Genomic DNA, 13,522 nt, shown 5'->3' on the forward strand with positions numbered 1-13,522 from the left:
TACAAAAAAGCGGCCATTATCGACTCAGTTCCCAGTTTCTAACGCTTTCGCTTCTTCCCCATCCGGCCACCGTCCGCTTCGGCTACACGGTATCAAGCGCCATCGGGTGGGGCCTGTCACACAAAAAGAAGAAAGCAATGTATGAGCAAACAACTGGACATGACCCCATTGCCGGATCTCTCCCTGAAAACGGGAACAGGCCCGGTGCGTACCCGGCTACCCGTCTGGCGGCCGGCCCTGCCACCCTGCAATCACGCCTGCCCGGCCGGAGAAAATATCCAGGTCTGGCTCTCTTTGGCGCAGGCCGGTCGTTTTGAGGCGGCCTGGCAGACCCTGATCGAAGAGAACCCTTTGCCCGCCATTCATGGCCGGGTCTGCTATCACCCCTGCGAGAGCGCCTGCAACCGCGGTCAGGTGGATGAATCCGTCTCTATCCATGCCATCGAGCGCTTCCTCGGCGACGAGGCGCTGGCCCGGGGTTGGCAGCCTGCGCCACCTGCCCCTGCCAGCGGCAAGAAGGTGCTGGTGATCGGCGCCGGCCCCTCCGGCCTCTCCTGCGCCTGGCACCTCAACCGGCTCGGCCATCAGGTGGAGATCCGCGAAGCGGGGCCGCTTGCCGGCGGCATGCTGCGCTTCGGTATTCCCGCTTACCGTCTGCCTCGCGACGTGCTGGATCGGGAGGTGGCCCGCATCGTGGCGGCCGGGGTGACCCTGACCCTCAACCACAAGGTGGAGGATGTGCTGCGCGAGCGCGATGAGGGGGGCTTTGATGCCGTCTTTATGGCCATCGGCGCCCATCTGGCCAAGCGGGTCGATATTCCGGCTCGGGAAGCGGGCAAGATCCTCGATGCGGTGAGTTTCCTCGAACAGGCCAGTCTGGCCGAAGAGCAGGGCTTGCCGCCACCCAAACTGGGACGGCGGGTAGCGATTTATGGGGGGGGCAACACCGCCATGGATGCGGCCCGTACCGCCCGTCGCCTCGGTGTGGAAGAGGCGATGATCATCTACCGCCGCGATCGGGACCATATGCCTGCCCACGCCTTTGAAGCCGACGAGGCCGAGGAGGAGGGGATCAAGATCAACTGGCTGCGTAGCATCCGCCAGCTCGACAACACCAATATCGAGGTGGAGGTGATGGCGCTGGATGCCGAGGGCAAACCGGTACCCACCGGCAAGTTTGAAACCCTTGAAGCGGACTCCCTTATTCTGGCGCTCGGTCAGGAGGTCGATCTCTCGGTGCTGGAGAGCATTCCTGGCGTGCGGGTCAACAAGGAGGGGGTAGTTCAGGTGGCAGGCAACCTGATGACGGATGTGCCGGGTCTGTTTGCGGGCGGCGACATGGTGCCCTCCGAGCGCACCGTCACCATCGCCACCGGCCATGGCAAGAAGGCAGCGCGCCATATGGATGCCTGGCTGCGCGGTCGCCACTACCACAAGCCGCTCTCCTACCCGCTGGTGGGGCCGGAGCAGTTGCAGCTCTGGTTCCAGACCCACGCCCCGGCCAGCAGCCAGCCGGTCAAACCGGCGTGGGCGCGAGATGACTTTGGCGAGATCATCGGCGGGCTGGATGAGGTGGCCGCCCGCTACGAGGCGGCGCGCTGCTACTCCTGCGGCAACTGCTTCGAGTGCGACGGCTGCTATGGCAGCTGCCCCGAGCAGGCCATCGCCAAGCTGGGGCCGGGCAAAGGTTATCAGGTGGATGCCGAGCGCTGCACCGGCTGCGGTGCCTGCCATGACCAATGCCCTTGTCACGCCATCGAGCTGCGCCAACCGGAGGAGTCCCAATGAAACATGAACTGATCATGGTCGACGGCAACGAAGCCGCGGCCCGGGTGGCGTACCAGCTGAGCGAAGTGTGTGCCATCTACCCCATCACCCCGAGCTCGACCATGGCCGAACTGGCCGATGCCTGGGCGGCGGAGGGGCAGACCAACCTGTGGGGCAACATCCCCACCGTAGTGGAGATGCAGAGTGAGGGGGGGGCTGCCGGTACGGTACACGGTGCCCTGCAGGCGGGGGCGCTCGCCACCACCTTCACCGCCAGTCAGGGGCTGATGCTGATGCTGCCCAACATGTACAAGATCGCCGGTGAATTGACCTCGGCGGTGTTCCATGTGGCGGCCCGCTCGCTGGCGGCGCAGGGGCTGTCGATTTTTGGCGACCATCAGGATGTGATGGCGGCGCGCAGCACCGGTTTTGCCATGCTTGCCTCCGGCTCGGTGCAGGAGGCGCAGGACCTGGCCTTGGTTGCCCATAGCGTCACCCTGCAGTGCCGGGTGCCCTTTATCCACTTCTTCGACGGCTTTCGCACCTCCCACGAGGTGAACAAGATCACCGCCCTGCATCGGGATGAGATTCGCGCCCTTATCGACAACGACTGGGTGCGCGCCCACCGCGCGCGGGCCCTCAACCCGGATCATCCGGTGATGCGTGGCACCGCCCAGAATCCGGATACCTATTTCCAGTCCCGCGAGAGCGTCAACCCCTTCTACGAGGCGGTACCAGCGCGGGTGCAGCAGTGCATGGACAACCTCGGCGAGCTGACCGGTCGTCACTACCGGTTGGTGGAGTACCACGGTGCGCCCGATGCCACCGACGTCATCGTGCTGATGGGCTCGGGGACGGCCACCGCCCGCACTACCGTGGATTGGCTCAACCGGCAGGATCGCAAGACCGGGGTCTTGGTTGTGCGCCTCTATCGACCCTTCCCGGTACAGGCGCTGCTCGATGCGCTACCGCAGAGCGTGCGGCGCATGGCGGTGCTGGATCGCACCAAGGAGCCGGGGGCGGGCGGCGAGCCGCTGCTGCTGGATGTGCAGAGCGCGCTGATCGACGGCTTGCAGCGCGGCCTTATCAAGCGGCTACCCTGGCTCAGTGGCGGTCGCTACGGCCTCTCCTCAAAGGAGTTCACCCCCGCCATGTGCGCGGCGGTGTTCGAGGAACTCGCCTCTGATGCGCCGCGTCCGCGCTTTACCGTAGGGATAGTGGACGATGTGTCGGGCCTCAGTCTGGCCTGGCACCCCATCGGCGATCTGGAGCCCGCCAGTCGGGTACGGGCGCTCTTCTTTGGTCTTGGTGCCGATGGCACGGTGGGCGCCAACAAGAACAGCATCAAGATCATCGGCGAGCTGGAGGGCTTCCACGCCCAAGGCTACTTCGTCTACGACTCCAAGAAGTCGGGCTCGCGCACCGTCTCCCACCTGCGCTTTGGCCCCGAGCCCATCGACGCCCCCTGGCTTATCGAGCAGGCGAGCTTTATCGGCTGCCACCAGTGGGGCTTTGTCGAATCGGTCGATCTGCTGGAGCACGCCGCCGAAGGGGCGACTCTGCTGCTCAATGCCCCCTATGAGCCTGACCGAGTCTGGGCCGAGTTGCCCGAGCGGCTGCGGGCCCGTATTCGCGCCCTCAATATCCAACTCTACTGCATCGATGGGGATCGGGTGGCCGAGCAAAACGGCATGGGCAATCGCATCAACACCATTATGCAGACCTGCTTCTTCGCGCTGGCTGGTATCTTGCCGCGGGATGAGGCCATTGCGCTGATCAAGGAGAGCATCGAGAAGAGTTATGCCCGCAAGGGGCCCGAGGTGGTGGCGCGCAACTTCGCCGCGGTGGATGACACCCTGGCTCACTTGAGCAAGGTGGCGATCCCGGCCGGTGACGAGCAGATCAGCGACTATCCGCTGCCACTGGCACCGGGGGGCAGCGAGTTTGTCCAGCGGGTCACCGGCGAGATGCTGGCTGGGCGCGGTGACCTGATCCCTGTCTCCATGCTGCCGGTGGATGGCACTTACCCCACCGCCACCAGCCGCTTCGAGAAGCGGGATATCGCCCGCGAGATCCCGATCTGGCACTCCGATATCTGCATCCAGTGCGGCAACTGCGTCTTTGTCTGCCCCCACGCGGCGCTGCGGGCCAAGTTCTACCATCAGGACTGGCTGGCGACCGCCCCCGAGGCAGCGCAGTCGGTGCCCGTCACCGCCAAGGGCTTCCCCGACAGCCGCTACACCTTGCAACTCTATCCGGAGGATTGCACCGGCTGCGGTCAGTGCGTGCAGGCCTGTCCGGTGCGGGTCGGGGCAGATGAGGAACACGAGGGCGAGCGGGCCATCACCATGATGGACAAGGCGCCCCATCTGGCTGGCCAGAAACAGGCGCTGCGCTGGTTCGAGAGCCTGCCGTGGCCTGCTCGAGAGCGGGTGGACTTCTCCACCGTGCGCGGTGCTCAGTTCCTCGAACCCCTGTTCGAGTTCTCCGGCGCCTGCGCTGGTTGTGGCGAGACCCCCTATCTCAAGCTGCTGACCCAGCTGTTTGGTGATCGCATGCTGGTAGCCAACGCCACCGGTTGCTCCTCCATCTACGGCGGCAACCTGCCGACTACCCCGTGGGCCAAGAACGCGGAAGGGAAGGGGCCCGCCTGGTCCAACTCCCTGTTCGAGGACAACGCCGAGTTTGGCTTTGGTTTTCGTCTCACCGCCGATCAGCATCACGGTCAGGCGGTGGCGGCCCTTGAAGCGATGAAGGGAGAGCTGGGCGCAGAGCTGGTCGATACCCTGATTAGCGCCCCGCAACGGCTGGAGTCGGAGATCCGTGCCCAGCGTACCCGGGTGGCGCAAGTGCGGGAGCGGCTGGAGGAGGTGAAATCCGGCAAGGCCCGCGAGCTGCTCTCCTTGATCGACCAGCTGGTGCGCCGCTCGGTCTGGATTATTGGCGGCGATGGCTGGGCCTATGACATCGGCTCAGCGGGGCTAGACCATGTGCTCGCCTCCGGGCGCGATGTGAACGTGCTGGTGATGGATACCGAGGTCTACTCCAACACTGGCGGCCAGATGTCGAAATCGACCCCGCTCGGCGCCGTCGCCAAGTTCGCGGCGGGAGGCAAGACGCTGGCCAAGAAGGATGTGGCGTTGCAGGCCATCTCCTACGGCAACGTCTATGTTGCCCGCATCGCCTTTGGTGCCAATCCGCAGCAGGCGCTGCAGGCCTTGCGTGAGGCGGAGGCCTATCCGGGCCCGTCGCTGATCATCGCCTACAGCCACTGTATCGCTCATGGCATCGATATGGAGTTTGGCCTGACCCAGCAAAAACGCGCTGTGGCCTCCGGTCACTGGCCGCTGATGCGCTACAACCCGGTACTGCGCAGATCGGGGCAGAACCCCTTCAGTCTCGACAGCCTGCGCCCCTCCATCCCCCTTGCTGAATATCGGCAGGAGGAGACCCGTTATCGGGTGCTGGCCCAGAGCCATCCGGAGGAGGCAGAGCGGCTGATGCAGGTGGCGCAAAAAGTGGCTTGGCAGAAGTGGGCCACCTACGAGGAGATGGCTACCCGCGAGGCCAGCCATTTCCATCCGCCGGTGTGAGGATTGGGTTAACTCTGCATAAAACGAAGCGGGCCACTGGCCCGCTTTTTACAGGGATATGCAAGTGAGCTAATACGTGTTTCATAAATGTATAACTGGAGTGAAGTTCTTCTACCTTCATTTTTTGTATTAACGCAACATACATAATTTATTAATTCACTTCGAAATCAGGTGATGACTGCGGTTAGCATTGAAACTTATTGTAGTATCGTTATAGAATTGCATTATTTTCAATGTAAAAGGGAGTTTCATGGAGATACTGAATAATCGAGAGTGTGCAGTTTTATTTTGGCTGGCTGTGTTATCACTTTATATTTTTACATCATCAAAAGAAGATGGCTTTAGGAGCGCTTTTATAAACTTGTGCTCCACATTATTTGTAAAGAAAGTAATTGTCGTGCTTTTTTATATGCTCTGCTATGTGGGGGTAGTTGTTTATTGGCTTTCTGAGTTAGGCCTATGGAATTCTGAACAGCTTAAAAATACGATTTTCTGGTGTGCTTCTGTGGGATTCATGTCATTATTTAAGCTTGAAAGTATTAAAAAGGATAAACACTTTTTCAAACACTCAGTTACAGATAACTTGAAATTATTAGCAGTATTCCAATTTGTTGTCGGTGTATATACGTTTCCTCTTTGGATTGAAATACTGCTAGTTCCAATTTTAGCAATGGCCGGAGCTATGTTCTCAATTGCTGAGTCAGATAAAAAATACCATCAAGTTAGAGTTCTGCTAGAACATATATTCTCATTGTTTGGTTTTTTGTTGATTGTTTATACCATTTACAATTTGACAACAGACTTTGCTGGGTTTGGAAAAATAAATACAGTGTATGACTTCTTTGTTCCACCATTACTAACCCTTTGCTACTTGCCATTTATATATTCCATGCTTATCTATTCAACATATGAACAAGAATTTCTTAATCTTGAAAAGTCCATAAGTAATAAGTGGCATCTATGGTTGGCCAAAATTTATGCCATTTTATTTTTTAATGTTCAGCTTCAGTTACTGAAGCGATGGAGGCATCGAGTCAGGATGGTTAAAGTTGATTCATATGCTGACTTATGGGGTACATTTAAATATATATTTACAGTCATGTCTGCTGAAAAATCCCAAAAGGATATACCTAAAGAGTTAGGCTGGAATCCTTATAGAGCCAAAGAGTTTTTAATGGATGAGGGGGTTGAAACAGGATTCTACAATGAATTGTTTGAAAATGAATGGTTTGCTGCATCTCAAATGAATGATATTGGTGAGGGTTTTCCTCCTGATAATATTGCTTACTATATTGAAGGTACTAAGGATGTGGTCAAGGTACTTAAAATAAAGCTTAATGTGAACGATGCAAAAAGAACACGTCAAGCTCTTGATAAATTAGATGCTTTCGCGGAGCGTTTAAGTTTTTTTAGCTTAAATGAACCGCTATCAATTCGAATGAAAAATGCAATTTTACAGTGCGAGTCATACACTGAAAAATATCAAGATAAAACAGTGTCACTGCTTGTGGAAAAATGGCCAGACCATAAGTTTCATGGATATGAAGTCAAATTTATAATATCAAGTATGTAAACGGACTGAGTCATCTGATATATCACCATGTTGCTTTAGCAATGGTTTGAATCGGCTGCTTGGAAAATGAAATGCTGCCGTTATCTATCTACAGGCCAAAGCTTTCTTTTTGTGTCACGGCAGGTAAGCTGCGGGGCAAATAGCGTCAAGCAGGAGAAGGGATGATGACAGAACAACATTTCGCCGGGACGATCGGCATTCTGGGTGCGGGTTGGCTGGGGCTGCCGCTGGCGCGGGCCCTGCTGGCGGCTGGCAAGCAGGTGGCGGTGACGGTCAGCAGCGCCGAGAAGGCGGCCCGTTTGCAGGGGGAGGGGATCAACGCCTATCCGCTGACCATCTCTGCCAACATGGGCTCTGCCGAGATGTCCATCGCTGATCAAAAAGCGCTGTGGCCCATCCCCTGCGAATCGTTGGTTATCTGCGTACCGCCCAGCAAGACCGATGACTATCCGCAGGCGGTGGCAAAGGCCTGCACGTTGGCCAACGCGAATGGCACCCGGCGGGTGCTGTTTGTCAGCGCCACCTCGGTATGGGGCGCAGGGCAGCAGGAGGGGGAAGAACCCCAACCCCGCCATGCCCGTGGTGAGCGGATGCTGGCGGCGGAGCAGGCGGTGCTGGCGGCCGGTTTCGAGACGGTGATGATAGTGCGCCCCTCCGGCCTTTATGGCCCGGATCGCCATCCCGGCCGTTTCCTTGCGGGCAAGACCCTGGATGGTGGCGCCCAGTCGGTCAATCTGGTCCATCTGGACGATGTAGTGGCGGCTTGCATGCTGCTGCTGGAGCGAGGCAAGGACGGGGATGTTTTCAACCTGAGCGCACCGGTGCATCCGCGTCGCGAGCAGTTCTACCCCTTTGCGGCGCGCCAGCAGGGGCTGCCCGTGCCGGTCTTTATCGAGCCTGCCGGTGAATTTCTGCCCATCGACGGTCAGCTGATTTGCCAGCAGATGGGATTCAACTATCGCTGGCCCGATCCGGCCCACTGGTTTGCCGAGCTCGCCGCCTCGGGCAATTGAGGTTTGCCAAGGGGGTGATCGCCCCCTATCATGCCGCCATCCATGAGAGAGAGGCGGTAATGATGGTAGATACAAAACGTCACCCCGATGGGGAGTTGTTGCTGAGAACCCTGGCAATGCCAGCCGATACCAACCCCAATGGCGACATCTTTGGTGGCTGGATCATGTCCCAGATGGATATAGGTGGGGGCATTATGGCCAAGGAGCTGGCAAAAGGACGTATTTGTACCGTATCCGTCGAAGGCATGACCTTCCACAGTCCGGTCAAGGTGGGCGATGTGGTCTGCTGCTACGGCCGCTGCATGAAGATTGGCCGCAGCTCCATGAAGCTCAAGCTGGAGGTGTGGGTCAAGCCGGTACTGCGGGAAAACGATGCCCAGCGTTACTGTGTGACCGAGGGGATCTTCACCTATGTCGCCATCGACGAACAGGGCAAATCCCGCCCGGTTCCGGTGAGTGCCTGATTAAATCAGCCGGGCATTGATGATGGATATTTCCTGCTCAAGCCCGGTTTTTTGCCGTATCATGCGTTCCAGCATCTCTTCCGAGCCCACATATTGCAGGGTGTCGAACAGGCAGAGATCGCATTGAGGGTCCCGTCTTATCTGATAGACGGTGGACAGCTCCACTTGATGACAATTTCCTTGTTGATCATAAAACGTCACGTTGTACCGAAGTTCTTTCGCCATGAGACAAGGTCCTTCTGGTTGGGTGGAACAGGGACTATCAGCTTAGTCGGCGTGGATGACGTTTGTGATGGTCGCAACAAAAAGCAAAGGCGGGCGGTTGTTAGCCAATGAAAAATAGTTATCGCATTCTTGGCACCTCCCTGCTGACCCTGGGGTTGGTAGGTTGTTTTGAGGTGCCGGATCAGAACCATCTGGTCACTGCTCAAGGGATTGTGCCGGGACTCGACTGCCAGCGTCCGCCGCTGGTAGCGTTGGCGACCACGGCGCTGCCTCGTGAATTCGGGGTGACGGTGTGGAATCTCTACAAGGGCCAGCGCAAAAACTGGCGCGAAGGGATGGACAGTTATGCCAAGGGGCAGGATCTGGTGCTGCTGCAAGAGTCGGCCACCCGTCCCGATATGCTCGACTGGCTGCGCGCCGGTGATTTCCAGTGGCAACAGCTGCAAGCCTTCACCCAGGGCGGCGTGTCGTTCGGGGTAATGACGGTGGCCAAGACCCCGCAGGCGTTCGTCTGTGGCGTGCGCTCCCCCGAGCCTTTGCTGCGCATCCCCAAATCCGGGCTGGTGAGCCTCTATCCGCTGCAGGGCGATCCTGACGGCGTTATGGTCATCAATATCCATGCGGTCAATTTCGAGCTGGGGATGGCTACCTTCCGCGAGCAGCTCAACGATTTGACTGCCTTGGTGCGCCGCCATCAGGGGCCGGTGATCCTGGCCGGTGATTTCAATACCTGGAGCGACAAGCGCCAGTTCTGGCTGAATAAATTGGTGGACGAGCTGGGTCTGCAAGAGGCCGTGCCGGTGCCTGACCTGCGCCGTACCGCCTTCGGTCGCCCACTGGATCATCTCTACTACCGCAATCTGGATTTGGTCGAGGTGAGTTCACCGGCGACCGACAGTTCGGATCACAACCCCATCATTGCGCGCTTTGCCGCCCAGTCTGTGACTCCCTGACCCCAGTCTGTGACTTCCTGACAAGGGATGGTGCGAGTTCCGCTAATAAAAGATCCGGCGCCTGATGGCGCCGGATTTTTTATACGTTCTGGCGGTCAACCCGCTCGGGATGACCCGCAGGCATTACTGGTAGAGACCCAGATTCGCTTTGGCGTAGGCTTCGAAATCGGTGCAGCCACCGATGTGCTGCTCATCCAGGAAGATCTGCGGCACGGTATTGACCGGCTTGCCGGCGCTCTTGGCCAGATCTTCTTTGGTGATGCCTTCGGCATGGATATCCACGTAGCGGAATTTGAAGTCATCGCGCTGTTCGGTCAGCTGCTCGGCGATCTGTACGGCACGGACACAGTAGGGGCAACCTGGGCGACCAAAAATCACTGCAAACATATTTTCTCTCCGTTTTTTAAGCCGTTTTTGTATGGCCGTTGATATGAGGCAGGCAACAGCATAGCCCTGCCTCGTGGCGACTTGAAGCCGAAATTATCGATACCGTGATTCGAGTGGGCCTATTGGATCAGCTCTCATCGGCGATCTGGATCGGCTGCTGCTGATAGATGCTCTCCAGCACCCCCTTCTCGAACACAGTCCAGGGCCACGGCGCCTTGCTGGCACGGTAGCGCTCATGGGTGGCCGGATCTTGGGACAGGCCGCGCTGGAACATCACGAACGCCTTGCGCTGGCCGCCCGCCGTATCGATAAAGCCCACCAGATTGGAGGTGCCGGTGATGGTACCTGTCTTGGCGTGGACCTTGTTCTTCATCATGGGGGCGGTGACACTGCGACGCCACGCCAGGGTGCCATCCACCTGAGAGCTTGGCAGCAGCTTGATCAGGCCAAGCTCGGCATCGTTTTTCTGGATGTAGTCCAGCACTGACAGCATCTGGCGGGCACTGATGAGATTGTGAGCGGAGAGGCCGGAGCCGTCGGCCAGGGTCGCATTACCCAGATCGATACCATGTTTGGTCAGGATAGCGCGCACCGCCATGGTGCCGCTGCGATAGCTGCCCGGCTTGTTGTAGTAGTGACGGCCCACGGTTTTGAGGAAGGTGTCGGCGTAGAGGTTGTCCGATTTCTTCAGCATCTTGGCCAGCATCACCGGCAGGGAGACCGAGTAGTGGGTGCCGAGGGTCTCTGCCCCTTCCGGGGCCTTGTGGGTGACCCGCAGCAGGCCGTCATGCTTGATACCGGCCCGGTTCATCGCCCAGCGGATGTTGTCCCAGCCCCAGGCTTCCACGTCGTGAATAGCGAAACGCAGACCCTGCGGCTCTTTATTCGGGGTGATGCAGCCTTTGAGTTCGTAGAAGTTGCCCTTGGCCATATCCACTTCCAGTGCGCAGAACTGGCGCGCCATGTCGCCATAGCTCATCACTTCCACGTTGTCGGCACCGATGCCGATGGGGACGCCGGTGGCCACATTGCCGACCGCCGGTTTGCCAATCTGGGTGGCAGTGATGGTGCCGTAGGCGCAGTTCTTGTCGATGATGACCGAGGAGACGGGCGCGGCGAAGCAGAGGGTCTGATCCCCCCACGACCAGCCGTTGCCGCGCTCGTAGCCGTTGTAGGCGCCGGTGTTGACGTAGACATTGCCCTTGATGCTGGTGACGCCGAGTTGTTTGAACAGGGCGAGCAGATCCATGCGGGAGAGGGTGGGGTCGCCGACGAAGTTGATCCAGATATCACCGTTGATGGTGTCGCCCTGTTTGGCGCCGGGCTGGGCCTGAATGTCGGTAGCGAAGCGGAAATCGGCACCCAGCTCGAGGCGGGCCGCCAGCGCGGTGAGCACCTTCATGGTGGAAGCGGGGGCGATCATCTGATCCGCATGACGGGCAAATTCAACGCCGTTGTTGCCCTGCACTATGATGGCGTACTGGCCCCCCTGGGGCGGGGTGAGCGGGGCGGCCTGGGCCGCCAGGGAAAAGAGAGCACAAAAACCAATCAACAGCCGCTGCATAACATCCTCTAAACGTGACGAAGGGGGCTCGGCAGTGGCGCCGGCCCTGACAATTCAACCTGGTTCCACCCGCCGATGCGGGATCGACCGTGGCAAAGCCATTCATACGATTTATGCCGGTCGCCACTGGCCATCACGCCAGCGAGTTGGCGGTGCGATAGCGACCCTCATAATCAAAAATCTTCTCTTTTATCTGCCAGAAGCGCCCCGATTTGCGGGCGATGACGAAATCGGGATGACGGAACTGGCTTTGTGCCGCCAGCACGCTCGCCAGGGTGGCAAATTCGGGTTCCAGACCCGGGGCGGGCCAATGATGACGCACAAAGTGCTGTTGAAACAAGCGCCGTGCGCCCGGGGAGTGAAATCCGAAGTATTCGCTGAGGGTCAATCCATCCTCATCGTGGTAGGTCACCTCCAGCCGCTCCCCCTGTTTGCCGCGCCCTGCGGTGAGGGTCAGCCCTGCACAGCGGATCACCATGCAATCCTTGAGATTGAGCGCTTCTTTAAGCTTGTCGTCAGGGTCAACCAGCAGCTGATTGCAGCTCTGGCAGCGGCGGGCGGCGATGTCGTTCTCCGCGCCACAGCCGGGGCAGATCTTGGCGCGAAAGCGGTAGTCACACTCTTCGCGGTTGCCCTCGTCATCTTCAAACAGCCCCTGACAGCGGCGGCCGTAGTGCTCGATCACCTTGCCATCCTCGTCGGTCTTGCCCCAGAAGGTGTTGGCAAAGCCGCAGGCGGGGCAGGGCACCTGTACCGGTTCGGTACCGGCGTGGGGGCGAGGCTCCCCCACTTCGGGGGCGAACAGGTTGAAGTTGTTGCCCGCATAGTCGAGCACCAGACAATCGCTCTTGCCCGGCGAGAGACGCAGGCCCCGCCCGACGATCTGCTGGTAGAGGGAGACCGACTCGGTGGGCCTGAGCATCACGATAAGATCGACATGAGGGGCATCGAAGCCTGTGGTGAGCACCGCCACGTTGACCAGAAACTTGAGCTCGCGTGCCTTGAAGGCGTTGATGAGGGCATCGCGCTCCGGCCCCGGCGTCTCACCGGTGATAAGGGCCGCCTGCTGGCCTCTGGCGCCAAGCAGGCCGTGAATTTCCCGGGCGTGTTCGACGGTGGCGGCGAAGATCATCACCCCCTGCCGGTCGGAGGCATACTCCAGCACCTGGCTCAGGATATGGGGGGTAACCCGCTCCTGACGCTTGAGCTCGCCGTTGAGATCCGCCTCGCTGAAGAGGCCATTCTCCCGCGCCACCAGCTTGCTGAAGTCGTAGTGGACGATGGGGGCATCCACCATGCGTGGCGGCGTCAGGTAACCGTTTTTCACCATGAAGCGCAGCGGCAGCTCGAACACGCAGTCGCCAAACAGCCGTTCGCCGTGGCTCTTGACCATGCCGTGATAGTGGCGCCGGTAGATCCAGCCCAGCCCCAGCCGATAGGGGGTAGCGGTGAGGCCGAGGATCTTGAGGGCCGGATTGGCGGCCTTGAGGTGGTCGATCACCTGATGGTACTGGCTGTCGTCATCGAGCGAGACCCGGTGGCACTCGTCGATGATGAGCAGAGAGAAGGCGCTGTCGAAGGCCGCCAGATTGCGGGCGACCGATTGCACCGAGCCGAACACCACCTGGGCGCTTGCCTCCTTGCGGGCGAGACCGGCGGCAAAAATGTCGGCCTTGAGCCCCCACGCCTCGTACTTGGCGTGGTTCTGCTCCACCAGCTCCTTGACGTGGGCCAGTACCAGCACCCGTCCGCGCGCCTTGCGGGCCAGTTCGGCGATCACCAGACTCTTGCCGGCCCCGGTGGGCAGCACCACCACGGCGGGATCCGGGTGTTTGCGAAAGTGGCTGATGACGGCGTTGACGGCGTCGGTCTGATAGGGTCTTAGAACGAACATGCAGGTTTGGCGCGGGGCTTGGCAGGATGGCGCCATTATAGGGATCTTGCCGCCAAAAAACAGCGGGCCGACATGATGCCGGCCCGTTG

The 13,522-nt window shown here is 59.2% G+C and carries 10 protein-coding genes; 6 read left to right on the top strand and 4 right to left on the bottom strand.

Annotation, left to right across the window (positions count from 1 at the left end; all coding sequences use genetic code 11):
• Positions 1-141 precede the first annotated feature (141 nt).
• From G5154_RS14360 to yciA, 5 genes are all read left to right on the top strand, one after another.
• Complete coding sequence (locus G5154_RS14360; RefSeq protein WP_421251109.1) at positions 142-1,788, top strand: NAD(P)-binding protein; 1,647 nt, start codon at positions 142-144, stop codon at positions 1,786-1,788.
• Complete coding sequence (gene nifJ / locus G5154_RS14365) at positions 1,785-5,360, top strand: pyruvate:ferredoxin (flavodoxin) oxidoreductase (protein WP_421251108.1); 3,576 nt, start codon at positions 1,785-1,787, stop codon at positions 5,358-5,360. Before G5154_RS14360 ends, nifJ begins: the two co-directional genes overlap by 4 nt.
• 250 nt (positions 5,361-5,610) lie before the next feature.
• Positions 5,611-6,933 carry a hypothetical protein gene (locus G5154_RS14370; protein ID WP_421251107.1) on the top strand — a complete coding sequence of 441 codons (1,323 nt, stop codon included), beginning with the start codon at positions 5,611-5,613 and terminating at the stop codon, positions 6,931-6,933.
• 161 nt (positions 6,934-7,094) lie between these two features.
• Positions 7,095-7,946, top strand: a complete 852-nt coding sequence (locus G5154_RS14375; RefSeq protein ID WP_421251106.1) for an NAD-dependent epimerase/dehydratase family protein — start codon at positions 7,095-7,097, stop codon at positions 7,944-7,946.
• 59 nt (positions 7,947-8,005) lie between these two features.
• The gene (yciA, locus tag G5154_RS14380; protein WP_005337875.1) at positions 8,006-8,410 is read left to right on the top strand and encodes an acyl-CoA thioester hydrolase YciA; all 405 of its coding nucleotides are present in this window, start codon (positions 8,006-8,008) and stop codon (positions 8,408-8,410) included.
• Here the strand turns inward: yciA and G5154_RS14385 are convergent, their stop codons facing one another.
• On the bottom strand, positions 8,411-8,635 hold the full coding sequence (locus tag G5154_RS14385; protein ID WP_005344394.1) for a hypothetical protein: 225 nt from the start codon (positions 8,633-8,635) through the stop codon (positions 8,411-8,413). It lies immediately after the preceding gene.
• Between the two features lie 107 nt (positions 8,636-8,742).
• Here G5154_RS14385 and G5154_RS14390 point away from each other — a divergent pair, with 107 nt between their 5' ends.
• Positions 8,743-9,588 carry an endonuclease/exonuclease/phosphatase family protein gene (locus tag G5154_RS14390; RefSeq protein WP_005337873.1) on the top strand — a complete coding sequence of 282 codons (846 nt, stop codon included), beginning with the start codon at positions 8,743-8,745 and terminating at the stop codon, positions 9,586-9,588.
• A gap of 123 nt (positions 9,589-9,711) precedes the next feature.
• On the opposite strand, the gene G5154_RS14395 is transcribed toward G5154_RS14390, so the two are convergent.
• The 3 genes from G5154_RS14395 to G5154_RS14405 all read right to left on the bottom strand — a co-directional run bounded on the left by G5154_RS14395 (position 9,712) and on the right by G5154_RS14405 (position 13,433).
• On the bottom strand, positions 9,712-10,008 hold the full coding sequence (locus G5154_RS14395; protein ID WP_224970215.1) for a GrxA family glutaredoxin: 297 nt from the start codon (positions 10,006-10,008) through the stop codon (positions 9,712-9,714).
• Between the two features lie 94 nt (positions 10,009-10,102).
• Positions 10,103-11,539 carry a D-alanyl-D-alanine carboxypeptidase/D-alanyl-D-alanine endopeptidase gene (dacB, locus tag G5154_RS14400; protein WP_216979114.1) on the bottom strand — a complete coding sequence of 479 codons (1,437 nt, stop codon included), beginning with the start codon at positions 11,537-11,539 and terminating at the stop codon, positions 10,103-10,105.
• 133 nt (positions 11,540-11,672) lie between these two features.
• Positions 11,673-13,433 carry a DEAD/DEAH box helicase gene (locus tag G5154_RS14405; protein ID WP_421251105.1) on the bottom strand — a complete coding sequence of 587 codons (1,761 nt, stop codon included), beginning with the start codon at positions 13,431-13,433 and terminating at the stop codon, positions 11,673-11,675.
• Positions 13,434-13,522 lie beyond the last annotated feature (89 nt).

The organism is Aeromonas sp. 600527, from assembly GCF_049175415.1.
GTDB classification, from domain to species: Bacteria; Pseudomonadota; Gammaproteobacteria; order Enterobacterales; family Aeromonadaceae; genus Aeromonas; species Aeromonas veronii_A.